This is a genomic window from Pseudomonas sp. 18-147 (assembly GCF_051048045.1).
GTDB classification, from domain to species: domain Bacteria; phylum Pseudomonadota; class Gammaproteobacteria; order Pseudomonadales; family Pseudomonadaceae; genus Pseudomonas; species Pseudomonas aeruginosa.
Window position 1 is genome coordinate 936289 of sequence record NZ_CP182296.1, and the last position, 25989, is coordinate 962277.

Genomic DNA, 25989 nt, shown 5'->3' on the forward strand with positions numbered 1-25989 from the left:
ATGTGAAGATTGCCATGTCCCTATCCCGTCGCATCCCCGCCGCTCTTTCCCCGTTCCAGAACCGCGTCATCGGAGCCTGCCTGCTCGGCGGCCTGCTGGCGGCCGGCGCCCCGGCGCAGGCCGAGGAGGCGACCGGCAACGCGCGCTGGGTGAGCGACAGCCTGACCACTTTCGTGCGCAGCGGCCCCACCGATGGCTATCGCATCGTCGGCACCCTCACCTCCGGGCAGAAGGTCGAGCTGCTTGGCACCCAGGGCAACTACAGCCAGGTGCGCGGCGAGAACGGCAGCACCGTGTGGATTCCCAGCCGCGACTTGCAGGAGGTTCCCGGCCAGGCCGAGCGCCTGCCGCAACTGGAACAGAAGGTGGCCGCCCTGACCGCCGAGCTGGACGGCATCAACGACACCTGGAAGACCCGCGTGCAGGGCATGCAGGAAACCCTCGACACGCGCAAGAAGTTGATCGACGAATTGCAGGCGGCGCGCAGCAACCTGGACGCCGAGCTCGGCAAGGCCCGCTCCGACCTGCGTGCGGTGCAGGCGCAACTGGGCGACGAGAACAAGCAGGTGCTGATGCGCTACATGGTCTACGGCGGCAGCATCGCCGGCGCCGGCCTGTTCGCCGGGCTGATCCTGCCGTCGCTGCTGAGGGTGCGGCGCAAGCGCAACGACAAGTGGTTCTGAGCCTCCGCCCGCGTCTCTGCGTTTCGTAAAGCAAGCCCCGCCGGCCGCGGGGCTGTGTCGCAAGCGCGACAAGGGCTGAAGCGTCAGCCGCCCGGCGAGACGATGATCTTCACGTTGTGCTCCTTGTTGTTCACCAACTCTTCGAAACCGCGCTCGACGATTTCTTCCAGGCCGATGCGACCGGTCACCAGCGGTGCGATGTCGAGGCGGCCGTCGGCTATGAAGGCGATCACGTCGGCGAACTCGCCGTTGTAGGCGAGGGCCCCGAGCAACTGCTTCTCGGTGGAAACCAGCTCGAAGAAATTGAATTCACTGGGCTCCTCGAAGATTCCCACAAGCACGCATTTGCCGGCCTTGCGGATGGCATCGATGGCCAGCTTGGCGGTGTGCTTGTTGCCGATGCATTCGAAGCTGACGTCGGCGCCAAGCCCGCCGGTGAGGGCGCGGATTTCGCCTAGGGCGTCGCACCGCGAGGGGTCGAGCACCTGGCTGGCGCCGACCTCCAGGGCCTTGGCCTTGCGCGCCGAGGACATCTCCAGGGCGATCACCTGTGCCGCGCCGGCGGCGCGCGCGCACATGATGGTGCTCAGGCCGATGGTGCCGGCGCCGACCACTACCACGTTCTGCCCGAGCAGGCTGCCGGCCTTCTTCACCGCGTGCATGCCCACCGCCAGCGGCTCGATCAGCGCGCCGGCCTCGCTGGGAAATCCGGCCGGCAGGGCGTAGAGCAGGTTGGCCGGTACGTTGACGTATTCGGCGAAGGCGCCGTTGTTCATCAGCCCGGTGAAGGCCAGGTTCTCGCAGATGTTGTACAGCCCATGCCGGCAGTAGTAGCAGGTGCCGCAATGCTGGCAGGCGTCTGCGGCGACCGCCTGGCCGACGGCGAAGCCGGTCACGCCGTTGCCGAGGCGGACGATTTCGCCGCTGAACTCGTGGCCGAGGATGCATTGATCCTTGAGGCCGGTGAGCGGGTGCGGCGCCTCCACGGGGATGAATACCGGGCCGGCCAGGTATTCGTGCAGGTCGGAGCCGCAGATGCCGCACCAGTGCACGCGGATCTGCACCCAGCCGGGCGGCGGCTCGGCCGGGAGCGGCACGTCTTCCACGCGGATATCGTGGCGGCCGTGCCAGACGGCGGCGCGCATCGCCGCGTTGGCTTGCGGGGAACTGTTCATGTCGGTCGTCTCCTCAATGCTGGCGGAGGAAGTCGAGCAGCAGGCGGTTGACCTGCTCGGCGGCTTCCATCTGCACCATGTGCGCCTGTCCGGGAATGATCTCCACCTGGGCTGGCAGGCCCTCGGCATGCCGCGCCGGGATGATCGCGTCATCGCTGCCCCAGATCGCCAGGACCGGCTGGCGGCCCTCGCTCGCCACGGCACGCAGGTCGTTGCGCTGGCGACCGTCGGCGAACAGGTTGTCCAGCAACTGGCGCAGGGCCGCATCGACGCCTTCCAGGCGCTTGTAGCGGAGCATGTCCTCGAGCATCTGCCGGGTGACCAGCGCGGGGTCGGAGAACAACTGCACCAGTTGCGGCTTCAACGCGTTGCGGTTGGCCGCCTCGACGAAGCCGCGCAGGTAGTCGCCGTTGATCTCCTCGCCGAGGCCGGCGCTGCCGATCAGGCTCAGCGACAGCACCCGCTGCGGCGCCAGGCGCGCGCAGTTCAGCGCCACCGCTCCCCCCATGGAGTGACCGGCCAGGTGTACCTGTTCCAGGTCGAGGTGGTCGAGCAGGGCCAGCACGCTGCCGCTGAGTTCATCGAGGTCGCCGCGCACCAGGGCCTTGCCGGACTCGCCGTGGCCCGGCAGGTCTAGAGCGATCACCCGCCGCTCGGCGGCCAGCGCCTCGTGGTTGAACAACCAGTTGTTCAGGTCGCCACCGAAACCGTGGATCAGCAGTAGCGCCGGATCGCCCTCGCCGCGGTCGAAATAGCGCAGGAGGCGCCCGTCCAGCTCGACTTTCCGCGGTGCCGGTCCGCTATCCCCAGCGTCCTCGTCGGCGGGTACGAATTCGGCCTGGAAGCGTTGCACCAGTGCGTCGATCTCCTCGTCGCTCGCCTCGCCCTCGACCACCACGCCGAGCAGCGCGCCGACCGCCAGGGTCTCGTCCTCGCGCGCCACCTTGCGCCGCAGCACGCCCGAGAAGGGCGCCTCGACGCTGCTGGAGATCTTGTCGGTCTCCACGTCGAGCACCTCGTCGCCTTTCTCGATATGCGCGCCCTCTTCCTTGAGCCAGGCGTCCACCCGACCCTCGGTCATCGACAGGCCCCACTTGGGCATGGTCAGTGTATGGATCCGGCTCATGCCGCGTCCCTCCCTTCCAGGGCCTGGCGCACGGCTGCCTCGATCTTCGCCGCGTCGGGGATGTAGAGGTCTTCCAGGGCGTCGGAGAAAGGCACCGGCGTATGGGGCGCGGTGACCCGGCGGATCGGCGCGCGCAGCGCGGAGAAGGCCCGTTCGGCGACCAGCGCGGCGATGTCGGTGGCCATCGAGCAGCGTGGGTTGGCTTCGTCGACCACCACCAGGCGGCCGGTCTTTTCCACGCTTTCGAGAATGCTGTCCTCGTCCAGCGGGCTGGTGCTGCGCAGGTCCAGTACTTCGCAGGAGATGCCCTGGCGCGCCAGGCTGGCGGCGGCGTCCAGCGCCAGGTGGACCATGCGGCCGTAGGTCACCAGGGTGACGTCGTCGCCGTCGCGGAGGAAGTTCGCCTCGCCGAAGGGTACGCTGTACAGCTCCTCGGGTACCTCGCCCTGCATCGAATAGAGCAGCTTGTGCTCGCAGAAGATCACCGGGTCGTTGTCGCGGATCGCCTGGACCAGCAGGCCCTTGGCGTCGTAGGGCGACGACGGGCAGACCACCTTGAGGCCGGGGATGTGGGTCCATAGCGAAGTGAGCATCTGCGAATGCTGGGCGGCGGCGCGCAGGCCGGCGCCGACCATGGTACGGATCACCAGCGGGGTGACCGCCTTGCCGCCGAACATGTAGCGGAACTTGGCGGCCTGGTTGAGGATCTGGTCCAGGCAGCAACCGGCGAAGTCGACGAACATCAGTTCGCACACCGGGCGCATGCCGCGGGTGGCGGCGCCGACCGCGGCGCCGACATAGCCGATCTCTGACAACGGGGTATCCAGCACGCGGCCGGGGAACTGGTGGTAGAGGCCCTTGGTGACCCCCAGCACGCCGCCCCAGGCGTCGTCCTCGCCGGGCGCGCCGGCGCCGCCGGCATTGTCTTCGCCCATGATGAAGACGCTCGGGTCGCGGCGCATTTCCTGGGCCAGCGCCTCGTTGATGGCCTGCTGGTAGCTGATCTTTCTCGCCATGATGGTTCTCCTCGTTCTTGTTTTCGGGCGGCTCAGGGATAGGACACGTAGACGTCGCGCAGCAGGTCGTCCGGCTCCGGCTTGGGATCGTTCTTCGCGCGCTGCACGGCATCCTCGATGCGCGCCTCGACCTCGGCGTCGATGGCGTCCAGGTCGCTGGCGGAGAGCAGGCCGGCGTGGCAGGTGCGTTCGCGGAACTGCTTGAGGCAGTCGCGGGTTTCCCGGTAGTGCTTTACTTCGTCGGGATCGCGGTAGGTCTGTGCGTCGCCCTCGAAGTGTCCGTAGTAGCGGGTCAGCTTGACTTCGATCAGCGACGGCCCCTCGCCGGCGCGGGCGCGCTCGATGGCGGCGCCGGCAGCCTCGTGGACGGCGAAGAAGTCGAAGCCGTCGACGGTCACCCCGGGCATGCCGAAACCGGCGGCGCGGTCGGCGATGTGGTCGCAGGCCACCGACCAGTTGGCCGCGGTGGCCTCGGCATAGCCGTTGTTCTCGGCGACGAACAGGCACGGCAGGTTCCACACCGCGGCCAGGTTCATCGCCTCGAACACCGCGCCTTCGTTGGAGCCGCCATCGCCGAAGAAGGCCACCGCCACCGCATCGCTGCCTTTCAGCTTGGCCGCCAGCGCGGCGCCGGCGGCCAGCGGCGCGCCGGCGCCGACGATTCCGTTGGCGCCGAGCATGCCTTTCTCCAGGTCGGCGATATGCATGGAGCCGCCCTTGCCCTGGCAGACCCCGGTCTTCTTGCCATAGATTTCCGCCATCATGCCGTGCACGTCTACGCCCTTGGCGATGCAGTGGCCGTGGCCGCGATGGGTGGAGGCGATGCAGTCGTCGTCGCGCAGGTGCGCCATCACGCCGGCGGCGGAGGCTTCCTCGCCGGCGTAGAGGTGGACGAAGCCGGGTATCTCGCCCGTGGCGAACTCGACGTGCAGGCGTTCCTCGAAGGCGCGGATGGTGCGCATCACGCGGTAGGCATGGAGCAGTTGGTCGGTGCTCAGAGTGGACATCTTGTTGTTCTCCAGGTTGTCTTCACGGGGTCATCGGGGTTCGCTGGCCGGCCAGCAGGCGATGGCGGGCGGCGTAGGCGAGGGTGGCCGGCACATCGACGCTGAACGGGCCGGAAGGGTCGAGGGTGATGCTCGGGCGGTCGGTGACGCTGAACTCGATCTCGCGCTCTCCGTCCAGCGCCAGGGTCCCGCTGGACAGGCTCGGTGCGTGGGCCACGCCGGGTTGCAGGTAGCCGGCGGCAGAGACCCCGCAGCCCACCAGCAGGCCCGGCGCCAGCGGCACCAGCAGGCTCTCGCGGGCGTCCGGATGCAGGCGCATCCAGGCGCCGTGGGGCTCCTCGCGGCTCACCGGCGACCACAGTCCGCAAAGCGCCGAAAGGCCGATGGCGTGGGGTTCGGCGAAGCTGACGAAGACTTCGGCGAGGTCTTCGGCGCGACTGATGGCGCGGGCGCCGATGAACGGCTGCGGCGACACCGCGACGTCCACCAGCGCCCACTCGCAGAGCCCGCGGCGCGGCTCGCGCACCAGCAGGCGCTTGTTGCGTCGCAGGCCGATCTCCGGCGGCACCCGGTTGCTGGCGCAGAGGCCGCCGGCGAGCCCCGCGCCGGTGGCTTCGCGCAGCTCCGGGAAGGCGTTGTTGGTCCCGGTGGACAGCGCCAGCAGGGGGACGTCGCCGACCTCGGCGGCCACTGCCTTGTGCGTGCCGTCGCCGCCGAGCACGGCGATCAGCGCCACGCCGCGCTCGACCATGCGCCGCGCCGCCAGGCGGGTATCCTCGACGCTCTGGCGCAGCGGCATGTCGAGGAACTCCAGGAACGGCCAGTGGCCGTCGCGGGCCTGGCGGGTCTGGCTGGCCCGGAGCACGGCGGCGGCGATGCCGGTCATGTCCGGCGGCAGCAACGCATGGCGGATGCCGGTGGCGCCGAAGGCGGCGAGCAGGCGTTGCACCACCGATGCCTTGTCGGTGCTGGAGTGCAGCCCGGCATGGGCGGTGAGGCGACGCAGGTCGCGACCGGAGGCCGGGTTGGCGATGATGCCGACGATCGGCGAGGGCGGGGTCATAGCGAGAATCCGCCGTCGACGGCGATGGCCTGGCCGGTGACGTGCGGCGCGCAGGCCAGGTAGACGACGAGCTGGCCCATGTCTTCGACGGTCTGCGCCTCGCCCTGGGGCAGCAGGCTGGCCTGGTGGCGTTCCCAGGACTGCGCCTCGCTTTCGCCGGCCTGCCGCCAGCGGCCCGACAAGCCGTCCTCGCCGCGCCACATTCCGGTGCCGACGATTCCCGGGCAGAGCGCGTTGACCGTCACCCCGTCGCGCGCGACCTCCTTGGCCAGGGCATTGCTGAAACCGATCACGGCAAACTTCGAGGCACAGTAGTGGGCGAGGTCGGGGAGACCGACCTTGCCGGCGATCGATGACAGGTTGACGATCCGCCCCCAGCGCTGCGCCTGCATCAGCGGCAGTTCGGCCTGGCAGCAGAGGAACACGCCGCGGGCGTTGACGTTCATCACCCGGTCCCAGTCGGCGAGGCTGAGTTCGGCGACCTTGCGGATGCTGATCACCCCGGCATTGTTCACCGCCACGTCGAGCCGGCCGAACTCCGTGGCGACCCGCTCGACCATCGCCCGGACGCTGTCGCCGTCGCTGACGTCGACCCCAAGGGCCAGGCTGCGGCGACCGAGGCTGCGGATCGCGGCGGCGGTTTCCTCGGCGACCTGCGGATCGAGGTCGGCCACCGCCACGTCGGCGCCGGCGCGCGCCAGGGCGAGGGCGATGCCCCGGCCGATGCCGCGTCCGGCGCCGGTCACCAGCGCGACCCGGGAAGACAGGGAGAAATCGTCGGACGACGTAGCGTGCATGCTTCACCTCTGATTGTTCTTGTAGGTGTATGCGGCAGGGCGTTGGGAGGAGCGGACAGTCCGCCCTGCCGTCGCCGTGGCTGGAGCAAGGCCGATGCCAGGTTGCGGCGTGGCGGCCGGAAGTCCCGTCGTAGAGCGCCGGCATGGGAAGGCCGGCGACCGCCGGGGCGACGTCCGGCGAGACAACCCATGTCATCGCGCACGGGTTCCCGGCGAGACGCTGAGACGCTCCGTCTCAGTCGTCGGCTGTGGCGGCCCGGCGCTTGTCGAGGGTCGCCGATGGGCGCTTAATGGGCGGCACAACAACAAGATGCCGAGCAACGGAGGCCCCATGCTTTCCGCACACTCGAAGGACCATGTGGACTGTGTCAGCCGTGTCCTGAGGAACGCCGCGCGCCTGCCGCAGGCGCCGGTGCCGACGCCGATCCTCGACTCCTGGCGCCGCTCCATGGAGCAGCACCGTCTCGACCCGGGGTCCCTGCAAGGGCCGCGGATTCTCTCGCAGACCCTCCTCGACGAATGTCGCGAGCGTTCCGAACTGTTCCTGCGCATCGCCAGCGAAGAGGTGGCGCGACTGCATGGACGGGTGCGCGATGCCGACTACTGCGTACTGCTCACCGATGCCCAGGGGCGGACCATCGACTACCGTGTCGAGTCGACCATCCGCAACGACTGCCGCAAGGCCGGGCTGTACCTCGGCACCTGCTGGTCGGAAGGCGAGGAGGGTACCTGCGGGGTGGCCGCCGTACTCACCGACAGGACTGCGGTGACGGTGCACAAGCGCGATCACTTCCGCGCCGCCTTCATCGACCTGACCTGTTCCGCGGCGCCGGTCTTCGATCCGCAGGGCGAGTTGCTCGGTGTGCTCGACGTTTCCGCCGTGCAATCGCCGGACGACCGCCGTAGCCAGCATCTGATCCGGCAGATGGTGGCGCAGAGCGCGCGGGAGATCGAGAACGCCTTCTTCATGCACAGCGCCCAGGGCCATTGGGTGCTGCGCGCGCACCGTGCGCCGGGCTACGTCGACAGCCAGCCGGACTACCTGTTCGCCTGGGACGCCGATGGGCGCCTGCTGGCGTTGAACCCGGCGGCGCGGCACTACCTGCGGCAGCGCCTGGGGCAGGTGCCGAGCCACATCGGCGAGGTGTTCGACCTCGACGCCCTGCACGCCGCCGCCGACCAGGCGCCGTGCCTGCTGCGCGGCCAGGCCGGCGAGCTGCACGTGCGTCTCAGCGCGCCGCGGGCCAAGGCGCGGCGGCTGGAGCGCGAGGTGCCCGACGACGCTGCGCTCGACCCGCGCATCGCCGAAAGCCTGTGCCTGGCGGTGCGGGTCAAGGACCGCAACCTGCCGGTGCTGATCCAGGGCGAGACCGGCGCCGGCAAGGAGGTTTTCGCCCGCCAGTTGCACCAGGCCAGCGCCCGTCGCGACAAACCCTTCGTCGCGCTCAACTGCGCGGCGATTCCCGAAAGCCTGATCGAGAGCGAGCTGTTCGGCTACGTTGGCGGAGCCTTTACCGGCGCGGCGGCGAAAGGGATGCGCGGCCTGCTCCAGCAGGCCGATGGCGGTACCCTGTTCCTCGACGAGATCGGTGACATGCCGCTGGGCCTGCAGACCCGCCTGCTGCGCGTGCTGGCCGAGGGCGAGGTGGCGCCGCTGGGGGCTGCGCGCCGGCAGGCTGTGGATATCCAGGTGATCTGCGCCACCCACCGCGACCTGGCGGCGCTGGTGGCGGCCGGCGGCTTCCGCGAGGATCTCTACTTCCGCCTCGGCGGCGCCCGCTTCGAACTGCCGCCGCTACGCGAACGCAGCGACCGGCTGGCGCTGATCCGGCGCATCCTCGACGAGGAAACCGCGCACTGCGGCGTACGCATCGAACTCGGCGAGGCAGCCCTGGAATGCCTGCTCGGCTATCGCTGGCCGGGCAATGTCCGCCAGTTGCGGCATGTGTTGCGCTACGCCTGCGCGCTGTGCGGCGGCGCCACCCTGCAACTCGCCGACCTTCCGGCAGAGCTGCGTGGCGAAGGCCGGACACCGGCCAGTGCGTGCGAGAGCGGCGGCGGTCCGGAGCGCGACGCCCTGCTCGACGCCCTCGTGCGGCATCGCTGGAAACCCATGGCCGCGGCGCGGGAACTGGGTATCTCGCGAGCGACCCTGTATCGGCGGGTGCGCCGGCATGGCATCCGCATGCCGGGCCAGGCGGACGACTGAGGTGCGCCGGCGGCCGGCGCAGTCGTCAAGCGCGGAAAATCAAAACCAGCCTTGAGCCTTGCCCCGTTAATGCCGGTGGGCTTTCCCTGTAGCGTTCCGGGCAGCGGCGCAACCCGTTCGGTCGCGCCCCGCCAGGAGCCTACGGAGGAAACCCATGCCCGCCCCGCACCAGCCAGCCCGCAATCCGACCGGGGAGTTCGACCCATGCCGCTAGCCCTGCTGCTCGCCATGGGCGCGTTCTCCCTGAGCCTGTCGATTTCCCCCGGTCCGGTGAACCTGACCATCGTCGCTTCCGGCGCCAACCATGGTTTCCGCCGGACCCTGCCGTTCGTCACCGGCGCCACCCTCGGCTTCGTCCTGCTGCTGGCCTTCGTCGGCTTCTGGTTCGTCCGCGCGATCGAGGCCTACCCGCGCTTCTTCGACTACCTGGGGATGGCCGGCGCGGCGTTCATCGCTCATGTGGGCTACCGCATCGCCACCGCGGATCCACGCCTGGCCCTGGAGGAAAACGGGGTCCCCGGGTTCTTCCAGGGCGTGCTCCTGCAATGGCTCAATCCCAAGGCCTGGATCGCCTGCGCTTCCGGCGTGGCCTTGTTCGCCAGCCCGAGCACGCACGCGCCGCTGCTGGTCTTCATGGCCATCTACCTGGTGGTCTGCTACCTCTCGCTGGCCGCCTGGGCACTGCTCGGTGACCGCGTGGCGCTGCTGCTCGACAGCCCCCGGCGGGTGCGCCTGTTCAATCGGGCGATGGGCGGCACCCTGGTGCTGACCGCTGGCTACATGCTCTACCTGCAGCTCGCCGCTAGCCCGGATTGAAGGCCTCGTAGAGGCGATTGATGAGGGTATAGGCGATGCTGCTGGCGGGTACGTTGGGCGGCCACACCGCATACACCTTCAACGGCTCCAGGCGCCATTCCGGCAGCACCGCGCGCAACTCGCCGCGGCGGATCGGCTCGTCGCTCAGGTAGGTCGGCGGCGCGGCCAGGCCGACGCCGAGGCGGGCCAGGCGGCAGGAGGCTTCGACGCTGTCGACGCGCACCCGCGGGGTGTAGTCGACGCGTACCTCCTCGTCGTCCCGCGCATGACGGAATAGCCGGCTGTCGGGGCGCATGCCGAGCCCGATCCATTCCAGCCGCTGCAGGTCGCGCGGGTGTTCCAGCGGCGCGTGCCGGGCCAGGAATGCCGGTGCCGCCACTACCTGGCGCGGCAGCAGGAACAGGTGACGGGCCTTCAGCGAGCTGTCCGGCAGGTCGCCGATGCGGAAGGCGATGTCGATGCCGTCGCCGATGATGTCGTGGCGGCTGTCGTCGCAGGCGATGCCGAGGTCGAGGTCGGGATGCTCCTCGATGAAGGCTGCCAGGTGACGGGTGAAGTCGCCGTTGACGAACACCGCGGGCATCGAGATGCGCAGGCTGTTGCGGGTCGAGACGGCGCGCTGGCGGAACTCGATGAAGCCCTTCTCGTAGAGTTCCAGCATGGAGCGGGCGGTGTCCAGCAACTGCGTGCCGTCCTGGGTCAGCGACAGCTTGCGGCTGTTGCGGTAGAGCAGCGCACGGCCCAGGTTCCGTTCCAGCCTGGACAGGTGCAGGCTGGCGGTCGCGGCGCTCAGGCCCAGCGCCTCGGCGCCGCCGGAGACGGAGCCGGTCTCGGCGATCTTGGCGAATACGATCAGGTAGCGGATGTCGTCGATCATGCGGTCTCTCGTCGCGGGGGCTGGGTGCATCCTGCGCGATGGCGGCCAGCCGGACAAGCGCGAGAGGTAGAGAGCGGCGGCGCTTCCCGGGCTTTTCAGCGCAGGCTCCAGAAACCCAGGCGACCGAGGCTCGCCGCCAGTCGCAGACGCGACGTCTGCCAGTTGCCGAGGGCGCGGATGTGCTGGTCCTCGGCGCTGGCGTAGGCGGTCAGGGCGTTGAGCAGCTCGATCATGCTGCCGACCCCTGAGCGGTAGCGGCCCTGCACCACCTCCAGGCTTTGCCGCGACTGTTCGACCAGTTCGCGGGTGCGCGCCAGGCTGCGGGTCTCGACGCTGAGCGACTGGTAGTTGTTCCACACCTCCAGCGAAACCTGCTGCTCGGTGTCGGCCAGCTCCGCTTCGCTGGCTTCGCGGCGGGCCAGGGCGTTGCGGACCTGGTAGGTGCGTTCGAAGCCTTCGAACAACGGGATGTTCAGTTGCAGGCCGATGCTGCGGTCGCGTTCGCGGGTATCGCCGTTGAACGCCATCGCCTGGTCGCTATGGCTGCGTGCCAGGTTGGCGCTCAGCGCCAGGCTCGGCCGGCCGGCGGCGCGGCTTTCCTCCACCGAGGCGGCGGCGGCTTTCAGCCGCGCCTGGGCGGCGAGCAGCGCCGGATGCTCGCGGCGGGCTTCGGCGAGCATCTCGTCGATGGCCTTGACGAAGCCGGTGTCGGGTTGCGCCTCCAGCTCGCCGGAGAGGCGCAGCGGGGTATCCGGCGCCAGGCCCATGCGCAGGGCGATGACGCCGAGGGCGTTGCTCAGGGCGCCTTCGTCGCGGACCTGGGCGAGGCTCGCCTGGGACAGCGCGGTCTGCGCCTGCAGACGATCGGAAAGGGCGGCGGCGCCGGCCCGGTACTTGGCGTCGGCGGCTTCCAGGTTCTGCGCCGCCAGCTCCGCGACCTGCCGCGAGGCGGCCAGGCTGCGCTGGGCGGCGAGGGCGTCGTAGTAGGCCTGGGCGGCGAGGGCGAAGGTGTTCTGCAGGGTCGCGTCCTGGCTGGCGTTGGCCGCCAGCAGCAACTGCTGGGCGTTGCGCAGGGCGGCGCTGCGGCGGCCGAAGTCGAACAGCACCCAGCTCAATTGGAGGCTGGCGCCACGCCGGTGGCGATGGCCGTCGCCGGAGAGGTAGGGGGCATCGCGATAATCCATGTCGCTGTAGCCGCGACTGGCGTCGAGACGGCCGTCCAGGCGCGGCAGGTAGGCGGACTTGCCGATCCCGACCTGGGCCGCCTGGGCCTTGGCATTGGCCCAGGCGAGGCGGGTCTGTGGGTCGTGGCAGAGGATTCGCTCGATGGCTTCCTCCAGGCTCAGCTCGGTCGGTGGCGGCCCGCCGCGGCAGGGCAAACCGCTGCCGCCGAGGTCGTAGACCGCCTGGCCGGCGACCTGGCGGGCGGTGCCGAACACGTCCGGCTCGTAGGCGGCGGCGCCGGGAACCAGGCCGAGCAGGCCGCACAACAGGCCGGCGAGGGCACGCATCAGGCCTGCTCCCGCGCCGCGGCGGCCTGGCGTTCGGCCAGGCGCGCGGTGCTTTCGTCGAGGCTTACCTTGCCCTGGCCGAGGACTATCACGCGGTCCGCCGAGGCGATGGTCTCGGGCCGATGGGCGACCATGATGCGGGTGATGCGCAGCGCGCGAATGGCGGCGTTGACCCGCTGTTCGCAGTGTACGTCGAGGTGGCTGGTGGCTTCGTCGAGGAACAGGATGCGCGGCTTCTTGTACAGCGCCCGGGCCAGCATCACCCGTTGCTTCTGGCCGCCGGAGAGCACCGTGCCCATGTCGCCGACCAGGGTGTTGTAGCCCATCGGCATGGCCTGGATGTCATCGTGGATGGCAGCCATCTGCGCGCACTGCAGCAGCCAGGGCATGTCCGGTTGCGGGTCGAAGAAACTGATGTTGTCGCTGAGCGAACCGGCGAACAGCACGTCGTCCTGCAGCACCGTGCCGACCAGTTCGCGCAGGCCGTCCAGGCCCAGTTGCGCAAGGTCCAGGCCGGCCATGCGGATCTGTCCCTCCACTGGCGGGAGGATGCCCAGCAGGACGTTGAACAGGGTGCTCTTGCCGCAGCCCGAGGGGCCGACGATGGCCACCGACTCGCCGCCGGCGATGCGCAGGTCGAGGCCGTCGAGGACCCAGGGCTCCTGTTCCGCGTAGCGGTAGCGCAGGCCCTGGATCTCGATGCTCGCCTCGCGCTCGCGGAGGTTCTCCGGGAGGATGTCGCCGTGGCTGACCTCCGGGGCCTGGAGCACGATGTCGGCCAGGCGCTCGCCCTGCAACTGGAGCATGCGCAGCTCGAAGAACTTGTCGATCAGGCTGCCGACGCGGCTGTCGAACTGCGACTTGTAGGCGTTGAAGGCCATCAGGATGCCGACGCTGAACTGGCCGTCCATCACCATGGTCGCGCCGAGCCAGATCACCAGCAGGTTCTCCACGCCGAACAGCAGGCCGTTGAGCTGCTGGTAGAACAGTTGCAGCTTCTGCGTACGCAGGCCGGCGTTGATCTGTTCCACCAGCAGGCCGAGCCATACCGAGCGGCGCTCGTCCTGGCGCTGGAACAGCTTCAACGGGCGGATGCCGCGCACCGTCTCGAGGAAGTGGCTCTGCTGGCGCGCGGCGTGGACGATCTGCTCCTCGGTGGCGTTGCGCAACGGCCGGTACCAGATCCAGCGGCCGAGGGTGTAGAGGCTCATGGCGGCGATGGCGATGGCCGCCAGTGGCGGACTGTAGAGCAGCATCATGCCGAGGGTGGCGACGGTCATCAGGCCGTCCAGCACCGCCGAGAGGAAGGCCGCGGTGAGGGTCTGCTGGATGCTGTTCACCGCGCCGAAGCGCGACACCACGTCGCCCAGGTGGCGCTTCTCGAAATACTGCGCGGGCAGCCGCAGCAGGTGGCTGAAGACGTTGGCCTGCCACTGCACGCCGAGCAGGGTGCTCATGTGCATCATCACCCAGGCGCGCACCCCGCTGACCGCCTGCTGCATCAGCAGCAACAGGCCGAAGCCGATGGCCAGGGTGCTGAGCAGGTCACGGTCTTCGCTGACGATGACGTTGTCGATGGTCCATTGCAGGAAGAACGGACTGATCAGCGAGAACACTTCCAGCGCGCCGGCGAGCAGCAGCACCTGGGCCAGCGAGCGGTACAGCCCGGTGACCTTGCCGAGCATGCCCAGCAGCTTGATCCGCGGCGGCGCCTCCTGTTTCTCGAAGCCGCTCTCCGGCCAGAGTTCCAGGGCTACCCCGGTGAAGCTCCGCGAGACTTCCTCCAGGCCCAGCCGGCGCTGGCCGTGGGCGGGGTCGTGGAGCACCGCGCCGCGCCCGTCGACCGCCTTGAGCACGACGAAGTGGTTGAAGTTCCAGTGCAGCACGCAGGGCAGCTTGAGCTTGCCGAGGTCGCCGAGGTCGAGCTTCACCGCGCGGGTGCCCAGGCCGAGGCGGTGGGCGGTCTGGATCAGTTGCTTGAGGGAGATGCCCTTGAGCGATACGGAGAAGCGCCGGCGCAGTTCCATCAGGCCGGTGTGGTGGCCGTGGTAGCCGGCGATCATCGCCAGGCAGGCCAGGCCGCATTCGGTGGCTTCGGTCTGCAGCACCAGCGGCAGGCGGCGGCCCAGGCGCAGGGCGAGAGCGTCGAGAAAGGCCATGGGTCGTTCCTAGAGTTTGCCGGTCAGGCTGTAGAGCGGTTCCAGCACCCATTCGTAGAGGCGCCGGGTGTCCTGGAGGATGTCGGCGTCCAGCAGCATGCCGCTCTGCAGCGGACGCGGCTGGCCGTAGGCGGTCACCGCCTGGTCGTCGAGGGTTACCCGCAGCCGGTACAGCTGCTCGCCATCCTGGCCGAGCCCCGGTACGCCGCCGACCATGCTGGAAAGCTCGGCATAGGAGACGCTGGCGCGGGAGATCGACTGCACCTTGCCGTGGTACTGGCCGAACTTCTGGTACGGATAGGCCTGGTAGCGGATCAGCACCGCGTCGCCCGGCCGGATGAAACCGATGGACTTGCTCGGCGCGTAGAGTTCGGCCTGCAACGGGGTGTCGGCGGGAACGATGCTCAGCAGCGGACGCGAGCTGTCGACGGTCTGCCCGGCTTCGGCGAGCACGGCGGTGGCGATGCCGCTCTCCGGCGCGGTGACCAGCAAGGTGCGCTTGGCTTCGCTTTCGGCCAGGTCCTGCTCCACCGCGCTGAGCTGGCGGCGGGTTTCCGCGAGCTGGTTGGCCTGGCGCGCGGAAAGCCCGGCGAGTTCGTTGCGGCGCTCGGTCAACTGCTGCCGCAGCGACGTGCGTTCGCGCTCCAGGCCTTGCAGGGTCTGGCGCTGGCCGAGCAGCTCGGCCTGGCGCTGCTGCAACTGGTCCATGGAGATGTAGCCCTTGTCCATCAGCCCCTGGTAGCGCGCGGCGGCGTCGCTGGCCAGCGCCAGCAGGCGTTGCTGGCTGTCGGTCTGGGCGGCGAGGGTGGTGAGTTCGCGCTGCAGGCTGGCGACCTTGCTGGTCAGGCTGTCGCGCTCGTCGTCTTGCAGGCGGCGAAGCTTTTCCAGTTCGTCGCGCAGGGAGTCGCGGCGTTGTTCCAGGCGCCTGCTGATACCGGCCTGCACCGGGCCGGCATCGCTGCCGTAGCGTTCGCTGGAAAGCACCATCAGGCGCTCGCCGCGTCGTACCGCCTGGCCTTCCTGGACGAACTTGCGCAGCACGATGCCGGCCTGCGGCGCGTGCACCTTGACCTGGCCGCTGGCGGGCACCAATTGGCCGCTGACGGTGCTGCGCTTGGTGTAGCTGCCGAACAGGAAGAAGCCCACCACCAGCAGCGCCATCGCCGCGGCCAGCAGGGTGAGAAAAGTGAAGGAGACCGGGCGGATCAGCACGATCTCGCCCAGGCCGCCGGCATGCTGGGCGTCGAGGGCTTCCTGGCGAAACATGGTGGCTGGATCCTGGATTCGAATAATACTTGCATGACACTCCGACACCCTTGCGAAAGTTCAAACGCATGAAGTGCCGGAGTGCGACTTTTCTAATTAGATGGTGGTGCGGCCTACATCACCGGGACCGAAGTTTTCCCGGTATTGGCCCAAGTAACCGACAGCCGTCTCTGCATTGGTGAAGAGACCGACCGTGCCCCCGGCAATAGCACCCATGGCGGTTGGCACGATCAGGCCGACCAACTGGGAAAGAGCGCCGAAGCCGAAGCCGCCGGCACCGCCCCATTTCCCGCCGATTGCCATGCCCGTCGCGGCGCCGTCGACGGCGCCTACGATCATGCCGGAAAGAGTTCCACCCGAAACGCAGGTGACTTCAATGTCATTGAGTTCTTTCATTTCATATATCTCCTTTAGGCTTTCCGTGAGTCTGGAAAGCCATTCGATGGTACTAATCCGAAAGAGTGGGATGAACTGCCAGGATTAGCGGTTTTTCATGGGATCGATAATTCGTTTGACAATGAGTTTCAATATTCGGCGGATGAAGGTTTGCCACTCCGGGTAAACTTTGCGAATGATTAAGGCCGGTTCGTGCGACACCTCGATAAGACCTGTTGAACAAGTCAACGCCGTATCGAGGGCTCATTCATATCGGCTCCGGCCAACCGCTCTTCGTCCGAGTCAGTACGGCCTCGCATAGCGGCATTTCATGGCATCAGCCGGTCGAGCAGCGGCGAGCTGAACAGCCGATGCGGATCGGCTTCGTTCAACTGGCGCACCGCGCTGTCCCAATCGTTGTCTGCGACCAGGCCCTGGCGTAGCGACTGCGCCACCAACTGGTCGACCACCGTCGGCTCGTCCCAGGCGGCGGCGGGGCTGTAGCCCCAGCCCTTGCTCCACTCCACCCGCAGCGAGGCGTAGTCGCCGCTGAAGTGGTCGAACAGCCAGGCCTCGAACTCGTGGTAGAAGGCATTGGCCTGCGGGGTACCGGGCAGGCTGAGGATGTCCAGCCAGATCGCCGTGTCCCACTCCGGTTGGTCGGGGCGCGGACGGATCGCCGACAGGCTGGGCACCTGGGCGCCGGGAACGATCGACTCGCCGGGCTGGTCGAGCCCGCTGACGCGAATCTCCACCGGGCCGTTCATGGGGTAGTGGCCGTTGGCGCGGTAGGCGGCGACCATCGTCTGGTACTGCAGGTAGAACTCGTTGATCACCCGCTGCACGTCGCGACGCCGGGTCAGCACCGCGTAGCCGTTGGCGGTGACGCGCAGCGTGCTGGGCTTGATGTACAGCAGCAGGTCCTTGCTCCAGCCCCACAGGTCGTAGCCCAGGGTCAGCGCCATGCCGCCCACTACCAGGTCGTACTGCAGCTTGCCGAGCAGCGGGGTGAGTTCCGGGTGGCCGGTGTTGATCGCCGCCAGCAGGTCGGACAGCGCCTTGGGAATGTTGTCGGAGAAGGGGTAGTTGAACGGGCCGTTGACCGCGCGGGCTCCGAACGGGCAGCGCGGGGTCGGCGTCCAGACCTTCAGCCAGGGCTTGTCGGTGAAGGGGAACCAGATGGCCTCGGCGCGTCCGCTTTTCTGCAGGAAGCTGTCGAAGGTCCTTCCGCCGCTGCCGGCCGCGGCGAACATCTCGCTCGCCGGGATGTTCACGTAGCTCTGGCAGCGCATGCGCTTGTTGACCCCGGCCTGGAGGGTCGCCTCGACGATGAAGGCGCGTCCGAGGTGGACGAGGAACGGCGCGCAGGCCGGATCGTCGCGGCGGAAGGTCTTCAGCACGTATTGTCCGGCGGCGCCGTCCCAGACCACCGCGGTCAGCGCCACGATGCTGTTGCTCAGGGAGCCGTAGCTCTGCCCCGGCAGGCGGCTTTCGCCCTGCGCCGGGATGCCGGTGCCGTGGCCGTCGATGGCGAGCACCCCGCCGAGGGTCAGGTCACCCGGCGCCGGCGTGGCGACGAAGCCGAGCTTGACCCGCTCCAGTTGTTTCAGCAGGGCTTCCATGGTGACGCCGGTCTGCGCGCTGAACAGGCCGAACTCGCCCTGGGCGTCGATCCGTACGCGGGTCAGGTAACGGCTGGTTTCCACCAGCACGATGCGGCTCTCGCAGTTCTCGCCGCCTTTCAGCAGCAGCGGGGACCAGTTGTGACCCATGCCGCGCGGGCGCACCTTGAAGCCGTTCTGCCAGGCCCAGTTGACCACCGCGAGAACCTCTTCGTTGGTGCGCGGGGCGCAGCTCCAGAGGTCGTCGGCGGCGATTTCCCCCGACCAGTTGCGGAACGCCCGCCGATAAAGTTCGAGGCCGGCCGGAAAGCCTGCCGGCGCCGGACAACTGCTGGCGGCGGCTTCGGCGGGCTGGATGACGAAGGCCGGGGTCCAGCCGGCCACCAGGCCGACCGCGCCGAGCGTGGCACTCTTGCCGAGGAAGCTGCGGCGCGACAGGCCGCCGGATTCCTGGTCGGGATCGCCGACGAAGGCGTCGGCGTGCTGGATGAGGTCGTGCATGGCGGTTCTCCTGATCGGGGCGCTGGTCGCCCCTTCCCGGTTGCCGGGTCCTAGGTCGCCGCCGGGGGCGTCCGGGTCTCCGGCGACGGTGGAGGCCCGCTCCGCGACGGGAGCGGGCCGAGGTCCTGGGATCAGGTCCACTCGGTGTCGTAGTGGTAATCGATGCGGCTGGTGTCGCCGCCGAGCAGGCCGCCGACCGCGGCGACGCCCTTGAACACGCCGTAGCCGAGGGTGTCGGCCAGTTGATGGATGGGGGTCAGGCCGACGGCGTTGAACACCTTGCCGACCGAAGAGATGACCGACGTGTTGAGCAGGTCGTTGGACACCTTGACCACATCGACGATGGCATCGCCGACGAAGCTGAAGAGTCCGGCGCCCGATACTTGGTCGATTTCATCGAAGCTCAGTTCCTGAAGTGTGGCGAGTTGCATGGCGCTATTCCTTCATCAATCAAGTTTTGAGCGATAGCCGGCCCTCTCGCATAAACATCGGTTTGCGAAGATAGAGTGACTATCGGTTGCCAGCCGCTCTGGAAAAGTACTTTGCCGGCTGGTCGCTGAAAATTACTGATCTGCCGGCGAGAGTGTCAATCTGGGAAGTTGATAGGGTGAACCTGGAATATCCATGCTAGGCAAATGACGCCGATATTCTGTCAGTGGAATTGGTCGATGTTTTTTCGAATGCCGCGATAAGCATCTGGATATTGCTGATCCATTGATATTCGTGGGTACTGGGAAGCGGTTCGCTATTTTTACGAGATGATGCGCCAATCCAGAAAAGTATCGAATTATTGCTTTCGGAAAAAATTCAACTGCCTTGCTGATAGGTTTCTTCCGGTCGAGTTATTGAAGTCCATGTCCGGTCTTGCGTTGTTTTTCAAAGTAGAGAAACCGGCGTCATAAATTTGTGCGGATAACTGGCGGGCAAACTTTCCCAGGCTGCGCTTCTGTTGCGGGGAAGTGCTTCGGTTCGTGTCGAGGTGCTTTCCAGTCTTGACAGCCCGGCACAGGCGCGTAGAGTGCCGCGCATGAATCGTGCAGCCCTGACCTTCAAGCGCTATTACGCCTATCTGCTCCCTCATTGAGGCGGTAGATGCGTCGCTGCATTCCCGAACCGCCCGAGGCGGCGGTCCGGTGAACTCCCTCCCAACCTGTCTCCTCGGGCATCCACCGTGCCAAAGGAGATACCTGTGTCCGTCCCGACCCATCAGCAAGACCTGATCGCCCTGCTCGAAGAGCGTGGCTTCGTCCACCAGTGCACCGACCGCGACGGCCTCGCCGCGCACCTGGCCGCCGGTCCGGCAACCGCCTACCTGGGCTTCGACGCCACCGCCGACAGCCTGCACGTCGGCCACCTGCAGGGCCTGATGCTGATGCGCTGGCTACAGAAGGCCGGGCACCGCCCGTTGCTGCTGATCGGTGGCGCGACCACCCGGATCGGCGATCCGAGCTTCCGCGATTCGAGCCGGCCGATCCTCACCGAGGCGCAGATCCAGGCCAATATCGACGGCATCGCCCGGGTTTTCTCGCGCTACGTCGAACTGCACGACGACAGCCTGGTGAACAACGCCGAATGGCTGGACGGCGTCGGCTACCTGGAGTTCCTCGACCGGGTCGGCCGGCACTTCTCGATCAACCGCCTGCTGACCTTCGACGCCATCAGGCAGCGCCTGGACCGCGAGCATTCGCTGTCGTTCCTCGAGTTCGGCTACACCCTGCTGCAGGCCTACGATTTCGTCGAACTGTCGCGCCGGCGCGGCTGCACCCTGCAACTCGGCGGCGCCGACCAGTGGGCGAACATCATCAACGGCGTGGAGCTGTCGCGACGCCAGGGCGGCGCCCAGCTGTTCGGCCTGACCATGCCGCTGCTGGCCACCAGTGACGGGCGCAAGATGGGCAAGTCGGCGCAGGGTGCGGTATGGCTCAACGCCGAGCGCCTGGCGCCGTTCGACTTCTGGCAGTTCTGGCGCAACTGCGATGATCGCGACGTCGGTCGCTTCCTCGCCCTGTTCAGCGAACTGCCGATGGATGAGGTGCGCCGCCTGGGCGCCTTGCAGGGCGCCGAGCTGAACGAAGCGAAGGTGGTCCTGGCCAATGCCGCCACCGCCCTGGCGCACGGCGAGCACGCCGCGCGATCCGCCGCCGATGCCGCGCGCGGGGTGTTCGCCGACGGTACGCGGGACAGCGGCCTGCCGGTGATGAAGCTATCCCGCGCGCGCCTGGCGCAGGGACTGTCGCTGACCGACCTGCTGCTGGAACACGCGATCCAGCCCTCCCGCAGCGCGGTCCGCCGCCTCGCCGCCGGCGGCGGCCTGCGCCTGGACGGCACGCCGGTCAGCGATCCGGACGCGCCGCTGGCGGGTGAGGTCGACGGGCTGCGCCTGAGCCTGGGCAAGAAGCAGCATTTGCAACTGCGACTCGAGGATTGAGGTGCCTGCGGCCCCAAGGGGCCGCGCTTCACCAGAGCTTTAGCGTGTAATTGACGATGAAGCGGTTCTCGTCCAGGTCCGCACCGTAGCGGCTGCGGTAGGTGATGTTGCGCCATTTCAAGGCGACGCTCTTCAGCGGTCCGCTCTGGATCACGTAGGACAGGTCGGTGTTGCGCTCCCATTCGCTGTCGTCGGCACGGCCGGCGCCGCGGTCGATGTCGCGGCCCTGTACATAGCGGGTCATGAGGTTCAGGCCGGGCAGGCCGAGGCCGGCGAAGTCGTAGTCGTAGCGCAGTTGCCAGGATTTCTCCTGCGGTCGGGTGAAGGTCTGGTAGGCCATGAGGTTGGCCACGTAGGGCGTGGTGTAGCCGTTGAGCACCGGAAAGGCGTCGTTGCCGATCATCTTCTGGACACCGATGCCGAAGGCGTGGGCGCCGGCGCGCAGGGTGAGCATGGCGTTGAGGTTGCGATTGTCCACCGGCCCGGAGATCGCCGCGCCGTCTTCGCCGCTGTCGAAGTAGCGCAGGTCGCTGCGCAGCGACAGCCCTTCGCCCAGCGGCAGGGTGTGCAGCAGGCCGAGATAGTGCTGCCGGTAGATGTCCTTGAGCTGGCCGTAGTAATAGCTGGCGCTGAGCCGAGGGGTGAAGGCGTAGGTCGCGCCGGCGAGATTGAACTCGTCGCTGGCGTGGGCCTTGTCGCGGCCCATGATGTACATGTCGTCGCTGCCGGCCGACTCGCGAGTGCGCGACTTCCACAATTGCCCCGCGGTGAGGGTGAGACCCTCGATCTCGCTGGAGGTCAGCAGCGCGCCGTCGAAGGTCTGCGGCAACAGGCGCACGTCGTCGCGGAACGCCACCGGCAGTTGCGGCATGAGGATGCCGACCTGTAGCTGGGTCTGCGAATAGCGCAGCTTGGCGGTCAGGCCGAGGTGACTGTAGTCGTCCACCGGCTCCTTCGAATTCGCTCCGAACGGCAGCGTGCCATCGTTGCTACGCCCGCGTCCCGAGTCGAGCTTGACGCCGAGCAGCCCGGTAGCGTCCAGGCCGAAGCCGAGCGGGCCGCCGGTGAAACCGGATTGCAGGCGCAGGACGAAGCCCTGCGACCAGTTGCCGGCCTGCGATTGGGGCGCATCGTGCTGGCGGTAGTCGCGCAACTGGTAGAAGTTGCGGAGGTCGAGGTGGGCGCTGCTGTCCGCGAGGAATTCCGCTTGCGCGGCGAGGGGCAGGAGGCCGAGGCCAAGCGCATAGCTGCGCCAGGCGCACGGGCGGGGGCATGCCGTGATCATCGATTCTTCCCTTGGTTGTTGTTCTTGTAGGTATGGGTGACGCCGATTGCACGGTGAGTTTTAGCATATTGTTAACTTGTTAATGAAGTGTTGGCGATCCTCCCGGAAGCTTCGCTAGCCTCTGCCCCTTTCCATGCTCATCGAGCATTGACGGTAAGGCGCTGGAGAGCGAAGCCAGCCTGGAATCTTTCGCCTTCTGCGCATTTGGTTAATCTGTTAACGTTGTCGGCCCGCGAAAGGAGCCAGGCCCGCGCGCTGCCAGGGTGAACGAGGTCGCGGCGCGAGGATTTCCCGGACGGCGAACTTGCATCCGCGTGCACGGCGGTGTCGTCTGGACCGAAAGGCGAAGAAGAGGAGGGCGAGCGTGCCTGCGAGTGCATCGAAGATTCAGGTCGGAAGCGGCGAACGACGCCTGTTGCTGCTGTTGTCGGCGCTGGTGGCGTTCGGCCCGCTGTCGATCGACATGTACCTGCCGAGCCTGCCGGCGATCGCCGCCGATCTCGGCGCCAGCGATGCCCAGGTGCAGCGGAGCATCAGCGGCTTCCTGGTCGGCTTCTGCGTCGGCATGCTGTTCTACGGCCCCTTGTCCGACCGTTTCGGCCGGCGCCCGGTGCTGCTGGCCGGTATCGCCTTGTACCTGTTCAGCAGTCTGGCCTGCGCGCTGGCCGACAGCGCGGGGCAACTGGTCCTGCTGAGGGTGCTCCAGGCCCTCGGCGGCGGCGCCGCGTCGGTGCTGGCGCGGGCCATGGTGCGCGACCTCTATCCGTTGGGCGAGGCCGCCCGGATGCTGGCATTGATGCACATGGTGACCATGCTGGCACCGCTGGCCGCGCCGCTGCTCGGCGGCTACCTGATGCTCTGGGCCGGCTGGCGCGCGTTGTTCGTGGTCCTGGCGCTGTTCGCCGGGCTCTGCCTGCTGGCGGTCTGGCGGGTCGCCGAAAGCCACCCGCCGGAGCGCCGCGGCGGCAGCCTGGCCCAGGCCTTTCTCGCCTATGGGCGGCTGCTCGGCGACCGTCGCGCGCTGGGCTACGTGCTGTGCATGGGGCTGGCGTTCGCCGGGATGTTCGCCTACATCAGCGCCGCGCCCTTCGTGTTCATCGAGCATTTCGGCGTGCGCGCGGAGCGCTTCGGCTGGTTCTTCGGCCTGAACATCCTCGGCGTGATGCTCGCCACCTGGTGCAGCGCGCGCCTGGTGCGCCGCCACGGTCCGCGGCCGCTGCTGCGGGCCGGCAGCCTGCTGGCCTGCGTGTCCGGGCTGTTCCTCCTCGGCTATGCGGCGCTCGGCGAGCGGGGCGGGTTGTGGGCGCTGGTGCCCGGGCTGCTGTGCTTCGTCAGCGTCACCGGCCTGCTCGGCGCCAACTGCATCGCCAGCCTGCTGGCGTTGTATCCCGGACAGGCCGGGGCGGCTTCGGCGGTGGCGGTGTCCGGGCAGTTCGGCCTCGGCTGCCTGGCCAGCCTGGCGGTCGGCTGGCTGGCGCTGCCCGGCGTGCTGCCGATGGCGCTGGTGATGGCCGTCTGCGGCGTCGGCAGCCTGCTCGCGCTGGGCTTGGCCCTGCACGGCGGAAACCGTTGATTTCCTTCTGCATACCCGCATGCAGCCTGTGTTTTTTCCGCTACTCTTCTGCACTTTCGAAACCAGTCATCCAAGCTCGGACCCTATGTCAACGCCAAGACCCTCCCTGACCCTGACCCTGTTGCAGGCTCGCGAAGCCGCGATGAGTTTCTTCCGCCCCTCCCTCAACCAGCACGGCCTCACCGAGCAGCAGTGGCGGGTGATCCGCATCCTGCGCCAGCAGGGCGAGATGGAGAGCTACCAGTTGGCCAACCAGGCCTGCATCCTGCGCCCGAGCATGACCGGCGTGCTGGCGCGCCTGGAGCGCGACGGCATCGTCCGGCGCTGGAAGGCGCCCAAGGACCAGCGGCGGGTCTACGTGAACCTGACGGAAAAGGGCCAGCAGTGCTTCGTCTCCATGAGCGGCGACATGGAGAAGAACTACCAGCGCATCCAGGAGCGGTTCGGCGAGGAAAAGCTCGCGCAGTTGCTGGAACTGCTCAACGAGCTGAAGAAGATAAAGCCCTGAAGCGACTGGCCGGCGTCATGCCGGCCAATTCTTGTCCCAGTGCCGGCAGTCGCCCTGGCAGCGACCGGGACAGCCGCAGCCGGTGCGGCTCCTGCCGGTTTCCCGCTCGACCCGGCGGGCCACCTCCTCGTCGTCGGCGAACGGCAGCATGCTCGCCTGGTCCAGGGTCTTGGCGTGGCGCAGGCTCCAATGCACGCCGAAGAACAGCACGGCGACCGCCAGCAGCTCCAGCAGGATCTCGCTCCAGCTGAATTCCATGATGATTCTCCTCGTCGGCTGTCGAGCCTTGCCCGCAGCGTGGCGGGCGAGGCTCGGGAAGGGAAGGGACGCGCTGTCGCGGCTCAGGCCATGCGGGCCGCCGCGAGGATTCCTTCCGGGCGCGCCTGGCGTACCGTGCGCCAGGTGTTGTAGCTCATCAGCAGCATGCCGGTGAGGAAGAACCCGCCACCGACCAGGCGCACGATGAAGCCCGGATGGCTGGCCACCAGCGACTCGACGAAGGAGTAGGTCAGCGTGCCGTCCTCGTTGACCGCGCGCCACATCAGGCCCTGGGTAATGCCGTTGACCCACAGCGAGGCGATGTACAGCACGGTGCCGATGGTGGCCAGCCAGAAGTGCGCATTGATCAGGCCGACGCTGTGCATCTTCTCGACCCCGTAGACCTTGGGAATCAGGTGGTAGAGCGAGCCGATGGTGATCATCGCGACCCAGCCGAGGGCGCCGGCGTGGACGTGGCCGATGGTCCAGTCGGTGTAGTGGGAGAGGGCGTTGACGGTCTTGATCGCCATCATCGGGCCTTCGAAGGTGGACATGCCGTAGAACGCCAGGGACACCACCAGGAAGCGCAGTATCGGGTCGTCGCGCAGCTTATGCCAGGCGCCGGAGAGGGTCATCATGCCGTTGATCATGCCGCCCCAGCTCGGTGCCAGGAGGATCAGCGACATCACCATGCCCAGCGACTGCGCCCAGTCCGGCAGCGCGGTGTAGTGCAGGTGGTGCGGGCCGGCCCAGATGTACAGGGTGATCAGCGCCCAGAAGTGGACGATGGACAGCCGGTAGGAGTAGACCGGGCGCCCGGCTTGCTTGGGCACGAAGTAGTACATCATGCCGAGGAAGCCGGTGGTCAGGAAGAAGCCTACGGCGTTGTGCCCGTACCACCACTGGACCATGGCATCGGTGGCGCCGGAGTACATCGAGTAGGACTTGAACCAGCTCACCGGCAGCGACATGTGGTTGACGATGTGCAGCATCGCGGTGGTCAGGATGAACGAGCCGAAGAACCAGTTGCCGACATAGATGTGCTTGACCTTGCGCTTGATCAGGGTGCCGAAGAACACCACCGCGTAGGCGACCCAGACGATCGCCAGCCAGATCGCGCCGGTGAACTCGATCTCGGCGTATTCCTTGGTGGTGGTGTTGCCCAGCGGCAGGCTGACCAGCAGGATCACCGCCACCGCCTGCCAGCCCCAGAAGGTGAAGGCGGCCAGGGTGTCGGAGAACAGTCGCACCTGGCAGGTACGCTGCACCGTGTAGTAGCTGGTGGCGAACAGCGCGCAGCCGCCGAAGGCGAAGATCACCAGGTTGGTATGCAGCGGCCGCAGGCGGCCGAAGCTGGTCCAGGGCAGGTCGAAGTTCATCTGGGGCCAGACCAGTTGCGAGGCGATCAGTACGCCCAACCCCATGCCGATCACGCCCCATACCACGGTCATGATGGCGAACTGGCGAACCACCTTGTAGTTGTAGGCAGGTTCCGTCGTTGCTTTGTTCATCTGTACAGTCCCGAAAGAAATGAACAGCCGGCGACCGCCGTCGAGGGGGGAGACGGGGCGCCGGCCGGAGCCTGCAATCTAAGGGCTGGGGCGGGGGTAAAACAGCTTCAGGTCGATATGGAATTTGGGTATCAGATGGGGCGGGGGAAGGCGTTCGTGCAGGGCGGCGGCGCATACCGGGATGGGGGACGCGAGCCGATCATGGCGGATGACCGCGCGCGGT

Annotated in this window: 22 protein-coding genes; 6 read left to right on the forward strand and 16 right to left on the reverse strand. The window is 67.7% G+C overall.

The window, feature by feature from the left end:
* The first annotated feature begins 14 nt into the window (after window positions 1-14).
* Complete coding sequence (locus ACM0M4_RS04485) at window positions 15-683, forward strand: TIGR04211 family SH3 domain-containing protein (protein WP_003104779.1); 669 nt, start codon at window positions 15-17, stop codon at window positions 681-683.
* 83 nt (window positions 684-766) lie between these two features.
* Here the strand turns inward: ACM0M4_RS04485 and ACM0M4_RS04490 are convergent, their stop codons facing one another.
* From ACM0M4_RS04490 to ACM0M4_RS04515, 6 genes are read right to left on the reverse strand one after another with little or no spacing between them, the layout of a single operon-like run.
* Window positions 767-1828 (reverse strand): 2,3-butanediol dehydrogenase, encoded by a 1062-nt coding sequence (locus tag ACM0M4_RS04490; RefSeq protein WP_003104781.1) that lies wholly within the window; start codon window positions 1826-1828, stop codon window positions 767-769.
* 43 nt (window positions 1829-1871) lie between these two features.
* Window positions 1872-2984 (reverse strand): acetoin dehydrogenase dihydrolipoyllysine-residue acetyltransferase subunit, encoded by a 1113-nt coding sequence (locus tag ACM0M4_RS04495; RefSeq protein ID WP_003093511.1) that lies wholly within the window; start codon window positions 2982-2984, stop codon window positions 1872-1874.
* Complete coding sequence (locus ACM0M4_RS04500) at window positions 2981-4000, reverse strand: alpha-ketoacid dehydrogenase subunit beta (protein ID WP_003104786.1); 1020 nt, start codon at window positions 3998-4000, stop codon at window positions 2981-2983. The genes ACM0M4_RS04495 and ACM0M4_RS04500 overlap by 4 nt, the downstream gene beginning before the upstream one ends.
* Before the next feature lie 32 nt (window positions 4001-4032).
* Window positions 4033-5007 (reverse strand): thiamine pyrophosphate-dependent dehydrogenase E1 component subunit alpha, encoded by a 975-nt coding sequence (locus ACM0M4_RS04505; RefSeq protein WP_003093507.1) that lies wholly within the window; start codon window positions 5005-5007, stop codon window positions 4033-4035.
* 22 nt (window positions 5008-5029) lie between these two features.
* The gene (locus ACM0M4_RS04510) at window positions 5030-6070 is read right to left on the reverse strand and encodes an ATP-NAD kinase family protein (RefSeq protein ID WP_031756875.1); all 1041 of its coding nucleotides are present in this window, start codon (window positions 6068-6070) and stop codon (window positions 5030-5032) included.
* Window positions 6067-6867 (reverse strand): SDR family NAD(P)-dependent oxidoreductase, encoded by an 801-nt coding sequence (locus ACM0M4_RS04515; RefSeq protein ID WP_003104791.1) that lies wholly within the window; start codon window positions 6865-6867, stop codon window positions 6067-6069. Before ACM0M4_RS04515 ends, ACM0M4_RS04510 begins: the two co-directional genes overlap by 4 nt.
* Before the next feature lie 331 nt (window positions 6868-7198).
* On the opposite strand from ACM0M4_RS04515, the gene ACM0M4_RS04520 reads away from it, so the two are divergent.
* Together ACM0M4_RS04520 and ACM0M4_RS04525 are read left to right on the forward strand one after the other, a co-directional pair.
* A complete protein-coding gene (locus ACM0M4_RS04520; RefSeq protein WP_115288964.1) occupies window positions 7199-9076 on the forward strand; it encodes a sigma-54-dependent Fis family transcriptional regulator in 1878 nt (625 codons plus the stop codon).
* A 204-nt stretch (window positions 9077-9280) separates the two neighbouring features.
* A complete protein-coding gene (locus tag ACM0M4_RS04525; RefSeq protein ID WP_003104796.1) occupies window positions 9281-9892 on the forward strand; it encodes a LysE family translocator in 612 nt (203 codons plus the stop codon).
* On the opposite strand, the gene ACM0M4_RS04530 is transcribed toward ACM0M4_RS04525, so the two are convergent.
* From ACM0M4_RS04530 to ACM0M4_RS04560, 7 genes are all read right to left on the reverse strand, one after another.
* Window positions 9879-10769, reverse strand: a complete 891-nt coding sequence (locus tag ACM0M4_RS04530) for a LysR family transcriptional regulator (RefSeq protein ID WP_003093500.1) — start codon at window positions 10767-10769, stop codon at window positions 9879-9881. The genes ACM0M4_RS04525 and ACM0M4_RS04530 overlap by 14 nt on opposite strands.
* 95 nt (window positions 10770-10864) lie before the next feature.
* On the reverse strand, window positions 10865-12280 hold the full coding sequence (locus ACM0M4_RS04535) for a TolC family protein (protein ID WP_031756874.1): 1416 nt from the start codon (window positions 12278-12280) through the stop codon (window positions 10865-10867).
* Window positions 12280-14439 carry a peptidase domain-containing ABC transporter gene (locus ACM0M4_RS04540; protein WP_023083974.1) on the reverse strand — a complete coding sequence of 720 codons (2160 nt, stop codon included), beginning with the start codon at window positions 14437-14439 and terminating at the stop codon, window positions 12280-12282. The genes ACM0M4_RS04535 and ACM0M4_RS04540 overlap by 1 nt, the downstream gene beginning before the upstream one ends.
* A gap of 9 nt (window positions 14440-14448) precedes the next feature.
* Window positions 14449-15705 (reverse strand): HlyD family secretion protein, encoded by a 1257-nt coding sequence (locus ACM0M4_RS04545; protein WP_003093492.1) that lies wholly within the window; start codon window positions 15703-15705, stop codon window positions 14449-14451.
* A 96-nt stretch (window positions 15706-15801) separates the two neighbouring features.
* Window positions 15802-16101 (reverse strand): DUF5862 family protein, encoded by a 300-nt coding sequence (locus tag ACM0M4_RS04550; protein ID WP_003093484.1) that lies wholly within the window; start codon window positions 16099-16101, stop codon window positions 15802-15804.
* Window positions 16102-16409: 308 nt separating this feature from the next.
* A complete protein-coding gene (locus tag ACM0M4_RS04555) occupies window positions 16410-18203 on the reverse strand; it encodes a cholesterol oxidase substrate-binding domain-containing protein (protein WP_003113002.1) in 1794 nt (597 codons plus the stop codon).
* Between the two features lie 131 nt (window positions 18204-18334).
* A complete protein-coding gene (locus ACM0M4_RS04560) occupies window positions 18335-18634 on the reverse strand; it encodes a hypothetical protein (RefSeq protein ID WP_003093477.1) in 300 nt (99 codons plus the stop codon).
* 758 nt (window positions 18635-19392) lie between these two features.
* Here ACM0M4_RS04560 and tyrS point away from each other — a divergent pair.
* A complete protein-coding gene (tyrS, locus tag ACM0M4_RS04565; protein ID WP_009877078.1) occupies window positions 19393-20631 on the forward strand; it encodes a tyrosine--tRNA ligase in 1239 nt (412 codons plus the stop codon).
* Between the two features lie 28 nt (window positions 20632-20659).
* Here tyrS and ACM0M4_RS04570 read toward each other — a convergent pair whose 3' ends face one another.
* Window positions 20660-21916 carry an OprD family porin gene (locus tag ACM0M4_RS04570; RefSeq protein ID WP_003105682.1) on the reverse strand — a complete coding sequence of 419 codons (1257 nt, stop codon included), beginning with the start codon at window positions 21914-21916 and terminating at the stop codon, window positions 20660-20662.
* A 364-nt stretch (window positions 21917-22280) separates the two neighbouring features.
* On the opposite strand from ACM0M4_RS04570, the gene ACM0M4_RS04575 reads away from it, so the two are divergent.
* Window positions 22281-23489 (forward strand): Bcr/CflA family multidrug efflux MFS transporter, encoded by a 1209-nt coding sequence (locus ACM0M4_RS04575; protein ID WP_023085635.1) that lies wholly within the window; start codon window positions 22281-22283, stop codon window positions 23487-23489.
* 85 nt (window positions 23490-23574) lie between these two features.
* Window positions 23575-23997 (forward strand): homoprotocatechuate degradation operon regulator HpaR, encoded by a 423-nt coding sequence (hpaR, locus tag ACM0M4_RS04580; protein WP_003093470.1) that lies wholly within the window; start codon window positions 23575-23577, stop codon window positions 23995-23997.
* A gap of 15 nt (window positions 23998-24012) precedes the next feature.
* Here the strand turns inward: hpaR and ACM0M4_RS04585 are convergent, their stop codons facing one another.
* Entirely contained in the window at window positions 24013-24255 is a 243-nt protein-coding gene (locus tag ACM0M4_RS04585) for a hypothetical protein (protein ID WP_003093468.1), read from the reverse strand.
* Between the two features lie 83 nt (window positions 24256-24338).
* A complete protein-coding gene (gene ccoN / locus ACM0M4_RS04590) occupies window positions 24339-25766 on the reverse strand; it encodes a cytochrome-c oxidase, cbb3-type subunit I (protein WP_003093467.1) in 1428 nt (475 codons plus the stop codon).
* Window positions 25767-25989: the final 223 nt, after the last annotated feature.

What these genes read in the sequence shown, in the direction of transcription:
- ACM0M4_RS04525 (WP_003104796.1), top strand. Translation starts at nt 9,281, where the DNA reads ATGCCGCTAGCCCTGCTGCTCGCCATGGGCGCGTTCTCCCTGAGCCTG.
- ACM0M4_RS04515 (WP_003104791.1), bottom strand. Translation starts at nt 6,867, where the DNA reads ATGCACGCTACGTCGTCCGACGATTTCTCCCTGTCTTCCCGGGTCGCG.
- ACM0M4_RS04495 (WP_003093511.1), bottom strand. Translation starts at nt 2,984, where the DNA reads ATGAGCCGGATCCATACACTGACCATGCCCAAGTGGGGCCTGTCGATG.
- hpaR (WP_003093470.1), top strand. Translation starts at nt 23,575, where the DNA reads ATGTCAACGCCAAGACCCTCCCTGACCCTGACCCTGTTGCAGGCTCGC.
- ACM0M4_RS04500 (WP_003104786.1), bottom strand. Translation starts at nt 4,000, where the DNA reads ATGGCGAGAAAGATCAGCTACCAGCAGGCCATCAACGAGGCGCTGGCC.
- ACM0M4_RS04530 (WP_003093500.1), bottom strand. Translation starts at nt 10,769, where the DNA reads ATGATCGACGACATCCGCTACCTGATCGTATTCGCCAAGATCGCCGAG.
- ACM0M4_RS04520 (WP_115288964.1), top strand. Translation starts at nt 7,199, where the DNA reads ATGCTTTCCGCACACTCGAAGGACCATGTGGACTGTGTCAGCCGTGTC.
- ACM0M4_RS04560 (WP_003093477.1), bottom strand. Translation starts at nt 18,634, where the DNA reads ATGCAACTCGCCACACTTCAGGAACTGAGCTTCGATGAAATCGACCAA.
- ACM0M4_RS04485 (WP_003104779.1), top strand. Translation starts at nt 15, where the DNA reads ATGTCCCTATCCCGTCGCATCCCCGCCGCTCTTTCCCCGTTCCAGAAC.
- ACM0M4_RS04535 (WP_031756874.1), bottom strand. Translation starts at nt 12,280, where the DNA reads ATGCGTGCCCTCGCCGGCCTGTTGTGCGGCCTGCTCGGCCTGGTTCCC.
- ccoN (WP_003093467.1), bottom strand. Translation starts at nt 25,766, where the DNA reads ATGAACAAAGCAACGACGGAACCTGCCTACAACTACAAGGTGGTTCGC.
- ACM0M4_RS04555 (WP_003113002.1), bottom strand. Translation starts at nt 18,203, where the DNA reads ATGCACGACCTCATCCAGCACGCCGACGCCTTCGTCGGCGATCCCGAC.
- ACM0M4_RS04570 (WP_003105682.1), bottom strand. Translation starts at nt 21,916, where the DNA reads ATGATCACGGCATGCCCCCGCCCGTGCGCCTGGCGCAGCTATGCGCTT.
- ACM0M4_RS04510 (WP_031756875.1), bottom strand. Translation starts at nt 6,070, where the DNA reads ATGACCCCGCCCTCGCCGATCGTCGGCATCATCGCCAACCCGGCCTCC.
- ACM0M4_RS04505 (WP_003093507.1), bottom strand. Translation starts at nt 5,007, where the DNA reads ATGTCCACTCTGAGCACCGACCAACTGCTCCATGCCTACCGCGTGATG.
- ACM0M4_RS04585 (WP_003093468.1), bottom strand. Translation starts at nt 24,255, where the DNA reads ATGGAATTCAGCTGGAGCGAGATCCTGCTGGAGCTGCTGGCGGTCGCC.
- ACM0M4_RS04545 (WP_003093492.1), bottom strand. Translation starts at nt 15,705, where the DNA reads ATGTTTCGCCAGGAAGCCCTCGACGCCCAGCATGCCGGCGGCCTGGGC.
- ACM0M4_RS04550 (WP_003093484.1), bottom strand. Translation starts at nt 16,101, where the DNA reads ATGAAAGAACTCAATGACATTGAAGTCACCTGCGTTTCGGGTGGAACT.
- ACM0M4_RS04490 (WP_003104781.1), bottom strand. Translation starts at nt 1,828, where the DNA reads ATGCGCGCCGCCGTCTGGCACGGCCGCCACGATATCCGCGTGGAAGAC.
- ACM0M4_RS04540 (WP_023083974.1), bottom strand. Translation starts at nt 14,439, where the DNA reads ATGGCCTTTCTCGACGCTCTCGCCCTGCGCCTGGGCCGCCGCCTGCCG.